Annotated in this window: 15 protein-coding genes; 10 read left to right on the top strand and 5 right to left on the bottom strand. The window is 68.0% G+C overall.

The features are described 5' to 3' along the window. Positions 1 to 2 precede the first annotated feature (2 nt). Positions 3 to 206, bottom strand: coding sequence for a three-helix bundle dimerization domain-containing protein (locus CJ179_RS14700; RefSeq protein ID WP_095862060.1), 204 nt, complete (start codon positions 204 to 206; stop codon positions 3 to 5). A gap of 215 nt (positions 207 to 421) precedes the next feature. On the opposite strand from CJ179_RS14700, the gene CJ179_RS14695 reads away from it, so the two are divergent. From CJ179_RS14695 to CJ179_RS14660, 8 genes are all read left to right on the top strand, one after another. Continuing rightward, positions 422 to 1291, top strand: coding sequence for a MurR/RpiR family transcriptional regulator (locus CJ179_RS14695; RefSeq protein WP_095862689.1), 870 nt, complete (start codon positions 422 to 424; stop codon positions 1289 to 1291). Between the two features lie 140 nt (positions 1292 to 1431). After that, positions 1432 to 2595 carry an ABC transporter ATP-binding protein gene (locus CJ179_RS14690; protein ID WP_095862059.1) on the top strand — a complete coding sequence of 388 codons (1164 nt, stop codon included), beginning with the start codon at positions 1432 to 1434 and terminating at the stop codon, positions 2593 to 2595. Between the two features lie 97 nt (positions 2596 to 2692). Beyond that, positions 2693 to 4054, top strand: coding sequence for an extracellular solute-binding protein (locus CJ179_RS14685; RefSeq protein WP_095862058.1), 1362 nt, complete (start codon positions 2693 to 2695; stop codon positions 4052 to 4054). Between the two features lie 34 nt (positions 4055 to 4088). Then, a complete protein-coding gene (locus CJ179_RS14680) occupies positions 4089 to 4838 on the top strand; it encodes a tyrosine-protein phosphatase (protein WP_095862057.1) in 750 nt (249 codons plus the stop codon). Positions 4839 to 4866: 28 nt separating this feature from the next. Then, positions 4867 to 5733, top strand: a complete 867-nt coding sequence (locus CJ179_RS14675) for a phosphodiesterase (protein ID WP_095862056.1) — start codon at positions 4867 to 4869, stop codon at positions 5731 to 5733. Further along, positions 5733 to 6701 carry a carbohydrate ABC transporter permease gene (locus CJ179_RS14670; RefSeq protein ID WP_095862688.1) on the top strand — a complete coding sequence of 323 codons (969 nt, stop codon included), beginning with the start codon at positions 5733 to 5735 and terminating at the stop codon, positions 6699 to 6701. Before CJ179_RS14675 ends, CJ179_RS14670 begins: the two co-directional genes overlap by 1 nt. A 21-nt stretch (positions 6702 to 6722) precedes the next feature. Next, a complete protein-coding gene (locus tag CJ179_RS14665) occupies positions 6723 to 7616 on the top strand; it encodes a carbohydrate ABC transporter permease (protein WP_095862055.1) in 894 nt (297 codons plus the stop codon). A 43-nt stretch (positions 7617 to 7659) separates the two neighbouring features. Continuing rightward, positions 7660 to 8502, top strand: coding sequence for a metallophosphoesterase (locus tag CJ179_RS14660; RefSeq protein ID WP_095862054.1), 843 nt, complete (start codon positions 7660 to 7662; stop codon positions 8500 to 8502). A gap of 46 nt (positions 8503 to 8548) precedes the next feature. Here the strand turns inward: CJ179_RS14660 and CJ179_RS14655 are convergent, their stop codons facing one another. Together CJ179_RS14655 and CJ179_RS14650 are read right to left on the bottom strand one after the other, a co-directional pair. Then, positions 8549 to 9850, bottom strand: a complete 1302-nt coding sequence (locus tag CJ179_RS14655) for an amidohydrolase (RefSeq protein ID WP_257015529.1) — start codon at positions 9848 to 9850, stop codon at positions 8549 to 8551. A gap of 50 nt (positions 9851 to 9900) precedes the next feature. Beyond that, complete coding sequence (locus CJ179_RS14650) at positions 9901 to 11202, bottom strand: MFS transporter (RefSeq protein ID WP_095862053.1); 1302 nt, start codon at positions 11200 to 11202, stop codon at positions 9901 to 9903. 101 nt (positions 11203 to 11303) lie between these two features. On the opposite strand from CJ179_RS14650, the gene CJ179_RS14645 reads away from it, so the two are divergent. Both CJ179_RS14645 and CJ179_RS14640 read left to right on the top strand, forming a co-directional pair. Then, positions 11304 to 12392 (top strand): Lrp/AsnC family transcriptional regulator, encoded by a 1089-nt coding sequence (locus CJ179_RS14645; protein ID WP_095862052.1) that lies wholly within the window; start codon positions 11304 to 11306, stop codon positions 12390 to 12392. A gap of 108 nt (positions 12393 to 12500) precedes the next feature. Beyond that, complete coding sequence (locus CJ179_RS14640) at positions 12501 to 12959, top strand: hypothetical protein (RefSeq protein WP_095862051.1); 459 nt, start codon at positions 12501 to 12503, stop codon at positions 12957 to 12959. A gap of 5 nt (positions 12960 to 12964) precedes the next feature. Here the strand turns inward: CJ179_RS14640 and CJ179_RS14635 are convergent, their stop codons facing one another. Next, positions 12965 to 13717, bottom strand: a complete 753-nt coding sequence (locus CJ179_RS14635) for an SDR family NAD(P)-dependent oxidoreductase (RefSeq protein WP_095862050.1) — start codon at positions 13715 to 13717, stop codon at positions 12965 to 12967. Then, positions 13714 to 14022: a YciI family protein gene (locus CJ179_RS14630; RefSeq protein WP_095862049.1), complete on the bottom strand. Its 309-nt coding sequence runs from the start codon at positions 14020 to 14022 to the stop codon at positions 13714 to 13716. The genes CJ179_RS14635 and CJ179_RS14630 overlap by 4 nt, the downstream gene beginning before the upstream one ends.

The following is a 14022-nucleotide window of genomic DNA, read 5'->3' as shown; positions in this document are numbered from 1 at the left end:
CGTCAGAAACTGGTGAGAGCGGCGATCTTCCGCTTCGCGGACCGTTCGACCAGCAGCGGAACGAAATCGCGCACCACCCCCACGTCGAAGGCCGCATGCACGTCGTGCACAATCTGCTCGACCGTGTGTCGTGGGACGCCGGCGTGCTCCACGGCAAGCCGGTCGACGACCAACTCGACCTGACGTCGCTCTTCGTCTACGGACATGGTCGTCCTCTCCCCTGGGAATTTCCGGGGCCACTCCACTTCGCGACCTCCGTGTCACTCGATCTTCACACGACTAAAGTTGAAAGTTGAACTTGCGTGAGTGTGAGATAGGCGACCCCCACCGACGTGAGGTGCGCTTCGCCCACGTGTTTCGGCGGCGCCGGCACCGCAGTCCGGTCGCTCCCGGCGTTCACCACCGTGTGCTATTCAAGGGCATGAGTACGTCACTGGTCGATCCGCCCGTCGGTGCCACCCTGGCCGCCATCCGCGCCGTCGCGCCCAAGCTCGCGCCGAGCGAGCGCCGAGTGGCGGACGTGTGCGTGGAGCGCCCCCGGGACGTGGCGTGGTGGTCGGCAGCCGACGTCGCGGAACACGCGGGGACGTCGAACGCCACCGTGGTCCGGGCGTGCCAGAACCTCGGATTCAAGGGGTTCCAGCACCTGCGGATGCTGCTGTTGCGTGACCTCGGTGCCGCGGACACGCCGACGACGGATGCGGAACCGGGCGCACAGTCCGGAGCCGGGCTGCTCCGAGCCGTGTTCACCGAATTTGCCAACGACCTCACCGGTGCACTCGCACCTCTCGAAGACGAGTCCTTCGAGCAGGCGGTCCATGCGCTGGCGTCCGCCGACCGGGTGCTCGTCGTGGGCAATGGCGGTTCGGGCCCGTCCGCGGCGGCCGTCGCGATCAGGTTCCTCGCCAACGGCCGGCCCGCAGAGGCGCCGGCCGACGCGGTAATCCAGCAGCTGACAGCGGGGCACCTCACCTCGCGCGACGTGCTGCTCGCGATCAGCGGCAGCGGACTGAACCAGGTCACGCTGCGGCCGGCCGAGGCGGCACGGGCGGCAGGTGCCACGGTGATCGGCGTGACCAGCTACGCCCGGTCGACACTCGTGGAGCTGTCCGACATCGGACTGGTCGTCGGGGGCGGCAGCGGGCCGTGGACCGGGCCGGGCGAGATGTCGCCGGTGGTTCAGGTGGCGTTCCTGATCGGGCTGCAGATCGCGGTCTGCCGTGCTCGTGGCGGTTCGGAGGAGGCGGCGGCGGCGACGTTCAAGCAGATTGTGCCGCTGATCAATCCGTGATCGGCCGGACGTTGCGCCAAGCATTACCGATGCTTGGCGGCCCGTTCGGCCCGCGTTCACTTTAGCCTGGCTAACTTCCGCTGAAACCAAAATTCCCGATTCAACGTGATCGGGTAACAGCATTTCATCGGGAGAAGGCCATGGGCAGGATTCGGATCGAGAACCTGAGTCGCACATTTGCGAACGTCACCGCCGTCGACAACATCGACCTCGACATCCGGGACGGCGACTTCCTGGTCCTACTCGGGCCCAGCGGCTGCGGGAAGACCACCTTGCTGCGGATGCTCGCGGGCCTGCTCGAACCCACCAGCGGCCGGATCCTCCTCGACGACGAGGACATCACAATGGCGCCGGCGCGGAGGCGGGACGTGGCGATGGTGTTCCAGAACTACGCCCTGTATCCCCATCTCAGCGTCGCGAAGAACCTCGCGTTCCCGCTGCGGGTGAAGAAGATGCGCAAAGCGGACGCCGCCGAACGCGTCGACACTGTCGCGCAGCAACTCGACATCGCTCACCTCCTGGGCCGCAAGCCGAAGGAACTGTCCGGCGGACAGCGGCAGCGCGTGGCCGTCGGCCGCGCCATCGTCCGCAATCCCAAGGCATTTCTCATGGACGAGCCGCTGTCGAACCTGGACGCCAAACTGCGGACCGCGACCCGCCGCGAACTGACCGAACTCCACCGGCGTCTCGGTGCGACCTTCGTGTACGTCACCCACGACCAGGTGGAGGCGATGACGATGGCGACCCGGATCGCCCTGCTGAACAACGGTGCCCTCGAACAACTCGGCACGCCGGAGGACGTCTATGACAGGCCGGCGTCGGTGTTCGTCGCCGGCTTCCTCGGCAGCCCGGCCATGAACCTGATCGACGCCCGGGTCCGCACCGTCGGCGGCGCCGTTGTCGCCGCCACGGACGGCGTCCACGCGTCGCTGTGGCCGGGGCAGACCGAGGGCCGCGACATCGTCCTGGGGATCCGCCCCGAACACCTCCGGATGGCAGTCCCGGGCGCCGACATGCCGGTGCGACTGTCGGTGGACGTGAGCTCCGTCGAGAACCTCGGCAGCGAGCAGGTCGCCTACTGCGAGGTGGGTGGGTCCACCATCTGTGTGCGGGCACCGCGGCCGATCGCGTTGCGCCCGCACCGATCCGCCGTCCTCACCGCCGACCCTGCGCACCTGCACCTGTTCGACCGCGCGACCGGACGGCGTCTCGAGTGGGTTCCGGAGTCCGCCGAAGCGGAGCTCGGCAGCGATCTCGCGACAAGTCGTTCTACCTCAGCAATTTTCGCGACGGAGTCAGCGTGATGGGCTCCGTGTAACTCGAACGTGATCGACCCGGCCCACCGGCCACTCCGCCGTGGGCCCCAACTCCCGACACCCTTTCTGCAACAGGAGCAGCGCGATGCGTAGATCGAAATTCTCGGCCGTCCTGGTGGCGGCCGTGGCCATGGCCACCCTGGTCGGTTGTGCCACCGGCGGGGCTGCCGCCGGGCCAGGGGGCAGCGATCAGCCGGTGCCCGAACTCGACCCGAACCAGCAGGTGGACATCGTCTTCGAGTCCTACAACCTGGCACAGGCAGGCCTGTGGTCCGACACCATCAACGGGCTGATCGCCGACTTCGAGTCCGAGCACCCGAACATCCACGTGAAGGGACAGCCGCCGCAGGGCGGCGGCACCGTGGGTTCGGGCACGGCGAGCAGCGTCCAGACCCAGATGCTGGCCGGCTCGCCGCCCGACGTCGCCCAGCTGACCTTCGACACCCTCGACTTCGCCGTCAACCAGCTCGGCGCGAAGTCTCTCGACGCTGTGGCAGGCAAGGATGCCGTCCAGGCGAACTTCGCCGGCGCGCACCCGTTCCACCCGCGGGCGGCGACGCTCGCCGACTGGAACGGCGAAACCTACGGCATTCCCTACGTGTTCTCCACACCCACCCTGTTCTACAACGCGACCGTGCTGGGCAAGGCGGGCCTGCCCGCCGACGTCGACCTGTCCACCTGGCCGAAGGTGGCCGCCGCCGCCAAGGCCGTCACCGCGGCGACGGGCAAGCCCGCACTGTCGGTGTCGTGCTCGGTGAAGGGCGGCAACTGGTGCATGCAGGCGCTGTTCCGGTCAGCGGGTGGCGACGTGCTGTCGCAGGACCGCGCGACCATCGAATTCGGTGAACCCGAGGCCGTGTCGGCGGTGGCGATGCTTCGGCGGCTGTACGACGACGGCGTGCTCGCCAACATCAGCTCGGCGGCGCAAGCCGAGAGCTTTGCCAAGGGCGACGTCGCCATCCAGTTGCAGACGTCGGCCGTGCAAGGCATGTTCATGAAAGCGGCGACGACGGGCGGCTGGGAGCTGCGCGCAGCCCCGATGCCGGCGTTCGAGGGACGGCAGGCGGTGCCCACCAACTCCGGGTCGGCACTGTTCACCTTCTCCCAGGACCCTGCGAAGCAGCGGGCGGCATGGGAGTTCATCAAATTCATGACGAGCGACCACGCCTACACCCAGATCTCCAGCAAGATCGGTTACCTGCCGCTGCGCCCGTCCCTCACCCAGGACCCCGCAGCCTTGAAATCGTGGGCCGACGGCAATCCGCTTCTCGCCCCCAACCTGAGCCAGCTCGACCGGCTCGAGCCGTGGAAGTCCTACCCCGGCAACAGCTACGTGCAGGCCGACGACATCCTCGGCCAGGCGATCGAGGATTCCGTCTTCTACGGCAAGGACCCCACGCCCACCATGGCGGCCGCGCAGCAGCGCGTGCAGGAACTCATCCGGTAGTCACCTTTCCCTCCGATCGAACGAGACACGCCACATGACCAGCACTCTCCCGGCGCCCGGACATCATCGGCGCCTGATCCTGAACGGCACCTACAACTTTCGTGACCTCGGCGGCTTCGCCGCTGCGGATGGCGCGATCACCAGATGGAACAAGCTGTTCCGCTCGGATGCCCTGCACCGACTCGACGACGCGGCACGCGTCGCCCTCCGTGAGCGAAGCCTGGCCCTCGTCATCGACCTGCGCGAACAGCAGGAACTCGACGAGGCCCCCAGCGCGCTCACCGGGGTCGGACACCGCGTTCTGCACCTGCCCGTCTACGAGGGCACCCTCGATCTCGACAACGTGAACTTCGATCTCGCCGTCGTGTACCGGGAGATGGTCGGGCGGTACGGCGCCCGCCTGACCAGGGCGGTCCGCGCCATCGCTGCCTCGGGTGACGACCCCACGATCGTGCACTGCACCGCAGGCAAGGACCGCACCGGGATCGTCGTCGCATTGACGCTGGCGGCCGTCGGCGTCGACAAACGGGACATCGTCGCGGACTACGCCATGACGGAGATCCTTCTGGCCGGGGACTGGACCGCCATGATGATCGAGAAGATGCGCACCCGCGGTCTTCCCGACGGTATCGACCACCACGTGATCAATGCCAGCCCTGCGGCACTCATGCACGCGACGCTGGAGTCGATCACCGACTCGCACGGCGGCGTCCGCGAGTACCTGCTGGCCCACGGCATGACCGCGGCCGAACTCGACGACCTGCGCGCCGCGCTCGTCGTCTGACCCATTCTTCCCAAGGAGAACCACCGACATGTCCCAGTACAGCGAACCCGACCACTACATCCTGCATCTGAGCGACACCCACTTCGTCACCGACGGTGACCTGCTGCACGACTGCGTTAACAGCGACGCCAACCTCTCCCGGCTGTTCGAGCGGCTCGAGAAGACCGGGCAGCGCCCCGAGGCCATCGTGTTCACCGGCGACCTCGCCGACATGGGCGACCCGGAGGCGTACGTGCGGTTGCGCCGGATCGTCGAGCCCGCCGCGGAGCGTCTCGGCGCGAAGGTGATCTGGGTGATGGGCAATCACGACGCCCGCCCGGCCTTCCGGAGCGGCCTGCTCGACGCCGAACCCACGCAGGACTCGGTCGACGCAGTCGTCGACGTGAACGGGCTGCGGATCATCGTGCTGGACAGCACGGTTCCCGGGTTCCATCACGGCCTGATCAGCGACGAGCAACTCGCGTGGCTCACCGAGGTGCTCGCGGAGCCCGCGCCGCACGGTACCCTGCTCGCGCTGCACCACCCCCCGGTGCCGAGCCTGCTGACTGCCATGGAGCAGGTGGAACTGCAGGATCAGCATCGGCTCGAGACGGTGCTCGCGGGCACCGACGTCCGCGGCATCCTCGCCGGCCACCTGCACTATTCGACGACGTGCACGTTCGCCGGGATCCCCGTCTCGGTGGCGTCCGCAACCTGTTACACGCAGGACCTGCTCGTCGAGCAGGGCGGACTCCGCGGCCTGGACGGCGCCCAGGGGTTCAACATGGTGCACGTCTACCGGGACCGGGTCCTGCACACCGTGGTCCCGCTGGAGGTGTCGCCCACCGTGTACGAGATGAGTGCCGACGAGATCCGGGAGTCCATCGCAGAGCTCACCACCGCCGCGGTGCAGTGATGTTCGTCGAAGTTCCCGCCGCGGCCGCGCCGGTCACACCGTCCGGTACGGACCGCGCGGCCACCGTCCGCCCGTCCCGTACCGGCCGCACGGTCCGCCGTCTCACCCCGTACCTGTACCTGCTGCCCGCCGTCGTGCTGCTGATCGTCTGGATCTACAAGCCGCTCGCCGAAACCGTCGGGCTCTCGTTCTACAAGTGGAACATGGTCCCCACCAGCCCGAAAACACCGGTGGGCCTGGACAACTACACACGGGTGCTCGCGCTGCCCGAACTCCATCAGGCACTGCGCAACACCGTCGTGTACGTGCTCGCGTTCATGGTGTTCTCGTTGCTGCTCCCCGTGGTCGTGGCGCTGCTCTCGAACCGGGTGTCGGGGCGGGCGAAGACCGTGTACCAGGCGTTGATCTTCGTCCCGTTCCTGGTCACACCGGTTGCCGGGAGCGCGATCTGGCGCTGGCTGTTCAATCCCGACGGCGGCACGATTCCCCGGGTCGCCGCGGCGCTGGGCTTCGAGTTGGGCAACGTCTTCCGTGAACCCTCGCTGGCGCTGGCCGGTGTGGTGCTCATCGTCGGGTGGCAGATGCTCGGATTCGGTGTCCTCGTGGTCTCCGCCGGGCTGGCCGGCATCAGTCCCGACTACGCGTCGGCGGCCGCTCTCGACGGCGCGTCGCAGGCAACGATCACCCGCCGGATCATCCTTCCGCTGTTGTCGCCGACGTTGGTGTTCCTCGGACTGATGACGATCCTCCTCGGGGCGCAGTGGGCCTACCCGATCATCGACATCGTCACCCAGGGCGGACCCAGCGGCGCCTCCACGAACATCTACTACCTGCTCTACCAGTTCGGGTTCCAGAACTTCGACGCCGGACTGTCCGCCGCCGCGGGAACGCTGTTCTTCCTCGGCTTCGGGCTCATCGCGATCATCTTCGTCCGCCTGTCGGACCGACTGAGCTTCTACGACAACTGAGATCGAGAACGAGGACCACTCATGACATTTGTACTCGTCGACGGGCCGGCCAACCGTACGGCCGCGGCACCTCCGGCCCGCGATCCCGGCGACGCTCCCGTCGCCACTCGCTCACTGCCCCGGCTGGCGACCGGTCACGTGCTCCTCGCCGTGGTGACCCTCTTCAGCGTGTTCCCGGTGTACTGGATGTTCGCCACCGCGTTCCGCGCGCCGGAGGACTCGCTGTCCGTCAATCCGATTCCCTCGCCGTTCTCCCTCGCCAATATCCGCTACGTGTGGGAAACCCTGCCGATGGTGTCGATGCTCGGCAATACGTTCGTCATGGCATTCGCGATGGCAACGAGCCAGTTGGTGGTCGCGATCCTCGCCGCCTACGCGTTCTCGCGGTGGACGTTCTTCGGCAAGCAGGTGTTGTTCCTGCTGTTCGTCGGATCGTGGCTGGTGCCGTTCCAGGTGACGATGATCCCGAACTACCTGCTGATCTCGCAGATGGGACTGCTCAACACCGTCGCCGGCATCGTGATCCCCAACCTGTGCTCGGCATTCGGGGTTCTGCTGATGCGTCAGCACATGGAGGCGTTCCCCCGGGAGTTGCTCGACGCCAGTCTCATCGACGGACAGAACTCGTGGGCCACCCTGTGGAAGGTGGTGCTGCCCAACATGAGGCCCGCGCTCGCGGCGCTGGGCATCATGCTGTTCATCTCCGCCTGGAACGAGTACCTGTGGCCGTCGCTGGTGATGCGGCAGTCCAATGCCGTGGTCCAGATCGGAATCCGTGGGTTCCTCGGTGAGGAGGGCAACAACTGGGGCGCCGTCATGGCCGCGTCCGGCATGGCATGCCTGCCCATCTTCCTGATCTACCTGTTCCTGCAGCGCTACGTCCGCGACGCGTTCGTGCGGTCCGGCCTCAAATAGTCACTTCAACAACAAAAGTCACCCATCCGAAGGAGCCCCTTTCGTGAAGATCGTCCAGATCAGCGACACCCACCTGACCGCCCGCGGTGGCCGCACCCAGGAGAATTTCGATCGCGTCGTCGACTACGTCAACAACACCGTCAGGCCCGACCTCGTCGTGCACTCCGGCGACATTGTGATCATCCACCCCGACGACGACGCCGACCGCGCCCACGCCCACACCCTGATGCAGAAGTTCACCGCCCCGGTCCTCGTCGTGCCGGGCAACCACGACATCGGCGAGCCCGGCGCGACCCCGTGGAAGGGCATCGGCGTCACCGACGAGCGAATCGCCGCATTCGAGAAGGTGTGGGGCCCCGACCACTGGCGCCACGACACCGAAGGCTTCACCGTCCTCGGCCTCGACAGTGAACTCTTCGGCTCGGGACTGGACCGGGAGACCGAACAGTGGACGTGGATCGAAAACACCGTCCGCGACATTCCGGACACCCAGCGGGTGATCGTGTTCCTGCACAAGCCGATCTGGCAGGCGATCCCGGAGCCGAGCAAGCACGCCTTCGACATCGGAGACTCCCGCGCCCGCCTGCTGGAACTGCTCGAGACGGTGTCACTCGCCGCAGTCGGCAGCGGACACCTGCACTGCTACCGGCAGACCCGCCGCGACCAGGCGATCGAGGTATGGGCACCGGCCACCGCCTTCGTCGCCGGCGAGGACGACACCTTCACCGGCCCGCTCCACCAACTCGGCGTCGTCGAGTACGACTGCACCGACGGCGCCGTCCGGGCCGGCTACCGGTCGGTGCCCGGCCTCGACGACGTTCACGTCACCGCCGTTCCCGAGGTGGTCGAGGCGATCGAGGTGCTCGCGGACAGCCCCGTCGGCTGACATCCGGATCCACCACTCGCCGTCCCGGCGGTGAAGCCGACACGTCTCAGCTCGCCGCGTTCCAGGCGGCCGCCGCGGCGAGCAGTGCCCGGACCCCGGTCTCGAGGGTCGGGTCGATCACCGGGGCAAACTGCGGCGAGTGGTTGGTCGGCACTCCCTCAGGCAGTGCCAGGGACGCCGTGGCGGTGAGGTCCAGATGGGCGAACGCCGCGAGGTCGGCGCCGCCGAAATGCCAGAAGACGGAGGGACATCCGGCGGCGGTGGCGAACACACCGAAGTCCTCGCTGCCGGCGAGTGGACGTGGCATCGGCAGCATCCGGTCCGAACCGAAGGCGCCGGCGAGTGCCGTGACGACCCGCTCGGTGGCGGCCTCGTCGTTGACCGTCAGCGGGAAGTCGTTGAGGGGGCTGAATTCCGGCTCCTTCGGCGCCCCGGATGCGGCGGCCTCGGCGTCGACGACGCGGCGGATCGCGGGCAGCACCCGGTCACGCACCTGCGGATCGAAGGTGCGGACGTTGACCTTCAGTTCCGCTTCGTCGGGGATGATGTTCTCCTTGTGGCCGCTGTGGAACGAACCCACGGTGACCACCGCCGAATCGCCGGCGGCCACCTCACGCGACACGACCGCCTGGAGTCTCCCCACCACGGCCGAGCCCATGACGATGGGATCGACCGTGTGCTCCGGCGCCGAACCGTGCCCGCCGCGGCCGAAGAGCCGGATCCGGAAACTGTCGGCGGCCGCCATCAATGTTCCGGGGCGGGTGACGATCACCCCGGCGGGGAACGGCCCGACGTGCTGGCCCAGGCACACGTCCGGACGGGGGAAGCGCTCGACGAAACCGTCGTCGACCATCGCCCGGGCGCCCTGCGCGGTCTCCTCGCCGGGCTGGAAGACCACCACGAGGGTGCCGCGCCACAGGGAGCGGTCCGCGGCGTACAGCGCGGCGGCGCCGAGCAGGCAGGTGACGTGCACGTCGTGACCGCACGCGTGCATGACTGGCACCGTCGCCCCGTCGGGATCGATCCCGGTGTCGGTGGAGGCGTAGTCGAGGCCGGTGTCCTCGCGGACCGGCAGTCCGTCCATGTCGGCGCGCAGCAGCACCACGGGCCCGTCGCCGTTGTGGAGCACACCGACGACGCCGGTCCGGCCGACGCCCTCGGTGACGTCCCAGCCCTGTGCGCGCAGCACCGCCGCGACGATGTCCGCGGTCCTGGTCTCCTGCATGGACAATTCGGGGTGGGCGTGCAGATCGCGGTAAAGGTCGGCGAGTGCGGGCAGCAGTACCGCCAGGCCGGCCTGGGCGGGAGTACCGGGAGGCAGAACGACGGTCTGGGAGAACTCGGTCACGGTGGTGTCCTTACGTTGTCGTGGCTGGGCGGTTTCGCTCGGAGCGGACGTCACCTGATCTCGGAGCCGGCCGTCGTGGTCGGTGTCGGCCGGCGTTGTGGCTCGCGGGGCGAAACGGCTGCACTGAAAGCGTGGGGACGCTGCGGTGTTCCCAGCGCGAACGCGCCCGCGAGGACGGCGCCGACGACGAGGAAGGCGAACGCGGCGGTGTAGGAGTAGCGATCGACCAACGCGCCCATCACCATCGGGGTGATGAACCCGGCGGCCTGACCGCCGAAGTTGATCATTCCCGACCCGGTGCCGACCATCCCGGCAGGCAGCGTGCGCATGGGTATCGCGAAGATCGGCATGTAGCACAGCGTGGCGGAAGCGGTGGCCAGCGACAGGAGCGCGACGAATTCGGTCAGCGACGTCACCCGGTTCAGGAAGAGGATGCACACCGCGCAGACCGTCATCGCGGGGAAGACGATCAGTCGATGCCGTCCGCCGAGACGGTCGATGAGTTTGCCACCGACGATGATCGCGACGCCACCGACCAGGGCGGGGATCGCGGACAGCAACCCGGAACCCGTGAGCGAGATGCCGCGCTCGGTCTGGAGATAGGACGGGATCCAGGAATTCAGGCCCCACACGATGATGCCGTAGCCGAAGAACATCAGGGTGAACCGCCACATGACGCCCGAGGCAAGCACGGCCCGCAATCCGCCCTGCTGGTCCGGTCGGACCTCGGTGTCGTCGGACTGCGGCAACGTGGCGGGCAGCCACAGTTGGATCGCCGCCCACACCAGAACTCCCAGACCGGCGATCGCGAAGAACGACATCCGCCAGCCCCACAGGGCGATGATCGGCGCCGCGATGAGCGGGGCGAGCACCGCGCCGAAGGCGTTGGAACTCTGCGCCCACCCGGTCGCGGTCATTCGCTGTCCCGGCGCGGTGCGCTCGGCGACCGCCTTCATGGCCGCCGCGGGATACACCCCCTGCCCCACCCCGAACAGGAACCGAATCGCCAGCAGCACGGCGAACGCCCAGGCAGTGCCGGTCAGGGCGGTGAACAGGGACCAGATCAGCAGCGACCAGGAGACCACCCGTCGGGAACCGAACCTGTCGGCGAGCAGACCGCCGGGAATCTGGCACAGCGCATAGGACAGGAAGAACGCGGAGATGACCATGCCCTGCTGGGTGTGGCCGAGACCGAACTCGGCACCGATCGAGGGCAGTGCGAGGTTGATCGCGAGGCGATCGATGTAATCGACGACCCACGCGGCGAACAGAAGGATCACCGTGATCCGCGCGGCCCGGTCCAGTGGGGTCCGATCGGCGTTGGCGCGGTGCACTTCTGGTGGATGTTTCACAGTTTCTCCCGGATGACAGGGTCGGCGAATCACCGACACACCAAGTCGACGCCTCGGCACCTCCGACACGGCCGCCGCGCACTGGGTGAAGATTAGGAACCATGAGGGTCGCGAGAACGAAAACGCAGGATTCCGTCACCACACCGTCGGACACGCCGGAATCCGACAGCCGACGCGGCGACGAGGCACCGTCGACGGGTGGGCGTCCACCGTTCGACGAGCTGGACCTGGCCCTGATCGACGCCCTCCAGACCAGTCCACGTGCCCCCTGGTCACAGGTCGGCACCGCGTTGGGCATCGGGGCGACCACCGCGGCACGCCGCTGGCACCGCCTGACGGAACTCGGGCTGTCCTGGGTCACCGCGTATCCGGCGCCGTCGGACGATCACTGCGTCGCATACGTGGAAGTCCGCTGCAGTCCCGGCGCGATCGAGCCGCTGACCGACCAGCTCGTCTCCGATCCGCGAGTGTTCAGTCTCGAGCAGGTGGCGGGAGACTTCGATCTGTTCCTCAGCGTCGTGACGCGCGGACCCGCCGCGCTCGCGCACTTCCTGAGTCACACCCTCGGCGCACACGACGGGGCGCTGTCGGTGAACACCCGGGTGTCGCTGCGCGGGTACCGGGAGGGCAGCAGTTGGCGCGTGCGCGCATTGGACCGGGACCAGCGCGCACAGCTCGGCCCGCGTCCGGCGTGGACGCACCCGGATGCGTCCTCGAGCCCGGACCTCGTCCTGCTCCGGGCACTGGGCGGAGACGGCCGCCGCAGTTACGCCGAACTCGCCGCCGTCACCGGCATCGCCGAGCCGACCGCGCGACGCCGGTTGCAGCGGATGATCCGCCAGGGCGAGATCCTCTTCCGCTGCGACTTCGCCCAGCAGCTCGCGGGCTGGCGGCTGCTCGCCACCTACCGGATGAACGTGCCGGCCGATCGTCTCGACGACGCCGCGCGCGAGCTCTCCGCCCTCCCCGACGTGCGCCTGTGCGCCGCGGTGACCGGAAACTGCAACCTCCTCGTGTCGGTGTGGTCACGCTCGGCGGAGGAGACCGCCCGGCTCGAGGGGCACTTCGGTGAGCGGATCCCGGGCCTGACCATCACCGCACGCACCGTGACCCTGCGCACCGTCAAACGCATGGGTCAGCTGCTCAACGCGGACGGCACCGCCGCCGAGCACATCCCGCTGGAGATGTAGGGACCACGATGGATTCGGCTGCTCGTCGCCCCACCGTGGGTTCGTGAATAGTCGCATCCAGCAGCGAGCCCGTTGCACCCCGGCGTGCGAGGCGACGATGATGGGGCGGTGATCATCGAACGCAGCTCGGTCGTCGGCGCGCCGATCGGGCAGGTGTGGGCGAGGGTCGTCGATCCGGAGGGGATCAACGACGAGATGCGTCCGTGGATGACGATGAGCATCCCGCGCGGTCAGGCGTCGATCAGCATCGACTCGGTCGCGGTCGGTGAACCGCTCGGCCGGGCGTGGCTGCGACTGTTCGGGCTGGTCCCGTTCGAGTACGACGATCTGACCATCGCGGAGCTGGAACCGGGCCTGCGGTTCCACGAGAAGTCGACGATGCTCAGCATGCGCCGATGGGAGCACGAACGCACGCTCAGGCCGTTCGACGACGGCAGCACCGGCGTCCACGACCGGATCACGTTCGAACCGAGGCTTCCGCTGGTGCCGCTGACGCCGGTGCTCGCCCGCGTACTGGACGCATTCTTCGGGCACCGGCACCGGCGTCTGGCGCGGCACTTCGGCTGACGGCCTCAGTGCGCCGTGTAACCACCGTCGACGACGAGTTCGGTGCCGGTGGTGAAGCCGGACTCGTCCGAGGCGAGGTAGAGCACCCCGTACGCGATCTCGTCCGGTTCACCCTGCCGCGGAAGGGGGTTGCCCGAGACGAGTTGGCGGTAGTACTCCTCCGGCCCGAGCGCGCTGCCCTCCGCCGACCGCCGGCTCATCGCCGTCCGCATCGACCCGGGATGGATCGAGTTGACGCGAATTCCGTCCGGCCCGTACGTGACGGCGTCGGATTTGCTCAGCAGCCGCACCGCGCCCTTCGACGCGTGGTACAGCGGGACGTTGGAGCCTCCGGTCAGCCCGTGGATCGACGAGAAGTTCACGATGCTGCCCTTCTTCCGGCCGATCATGTGGGGCACCACGTGTTTGGTCATCAGCCAGACGCCCTTGACGTTGACGTCGAAGATCTGGTCGAACTCGGCGACCGACGCCTCGTGTGACGGTGCGGGCCTGCCGATGATGCCGGCGCAGTTGACGAGAACGTCGGGGACGCCGACGGTCTCGACGATCGCTGCGACGGCGTCGGCGACACTGGTCTCGTCGGTGACGTCGACGGCGAACGGCGTGATCGCCTCCGAATCCCACGGTGCGTCCGGGAGTTTCCGGTCGAGCGCGGCAACCCGCGCCCCTTCCGCGGCGAGCATCCGGGCGGTCGCGCCGCCGAGATCACCGTTCGCCCCCGTGACGACGGCGACCTTCCCTGCCACTCGACCTGTCATGACCTGCCTCCCACTGCTGCGACGGCCCACGGGCCGATCATCGGAATCCATTCGGTGATGTCGTACGACGCGACGTATCCGTGCGTCCGGAACGGGTCGCCCTCGACGACGTCGACGACGTCCTGCCGGTCCGTGGCCTCGTAGACCATCGCGGCGCCGGGATCTTCTCCGGCGGCGAACGGTCCCGACCCGAGGATGAGTCCGCGGTCGGCGGCGGCCTGCAGGTGACTCTTGTGTTCGGGACGATACGTGTCCCGGCCGGCGGTGTCGCCGGTGTATGCGTAGCGGACGAGGTAGAACGGCAC

It is taken from the genome of Rhodococcus sp. ACS1, from assembly GCF_002300155.1.
GTDB classification, from domain to species: Bacteria; Actinomycetota; Actinomycetes; order Mycobacteriales; family Mycobacteriaceae; genus Rhodococcus_F; species Rhodococcus_F koreensis.
Note: the sequence above shows the minus strand (reverse complement) of the source record. Positions and strands in the feature narration are given on the sequence as shown.

Coding starts and splice junctions, on each gene's coding strand:
- CJ179_RS14700 (WP_095862060.1), bottom strand. CDS start 206: ATGTCCGTAGACGAAGAGCGACGTCAGGTCGAGTTGGTCGTCGACCGG.
- CJ179_RS14695 (WP_095862689.1), top strand. CDS start 422: ATGAGTACGTCACTGGTCGATCCGCCCGTCGGTGCCACCCTGGCCGCC.
- CJ179_RS14690 (WP_095862059.1), top strand. CDS start 1,432: ATGGGCAGGATTCGGATCGAGAACCTGAGTCGCACATTTGCGAACGTC.
- CJ179_RS14685 (WP_095862058.1), top strand. CDS start 2,693: ATGCGTAGATCGAAATTCTCGGCCGTCCTGGTGGCGGCCGTGGCCATG.
- CJ179_RS14680 (WP_095862057.1), top strand. CDS start 4,089: ATGACCAGCACTCTCCCGGCGCCCGGACATCATCGGCGCCTGATCCTG.
- CJ179_RS14675 (WP_095862056.1), top strand. CDS start 4,867: ATGTCCCAGTACAGCGAACCCGACCACTACATCCTGCATCTGAGCGAC.
- CJ179_RS14670 (WP_095862688.1), top strand. CDS start 5,733: ATGTTCGTCGAAGTTCCCGCCGCGGCCGCGCCGGTCACACCGTCCGGT.
- CJ179_RS14665 (WP_095862055.1), top strand. CDS start 6,723: ATGACATTTGTACTCGTCGACGGGCCGGCCAACCGTACGGCCGCGGCA.
- CJ179_RS14645 (WP_095862052.1), top strand. CDS start 11,304: ATGAGGGTCGCGAGAACGAAAACGCAGGATTCCGTCACCACACCGTCG.
- CJ179_RS14635 (WP_095862050.1), bottom strand. CDS start 13,717: ATGACAGGTCGAGTGGCAGGGAAGGTCGCCGTCGTCACGGGGGCGAAC.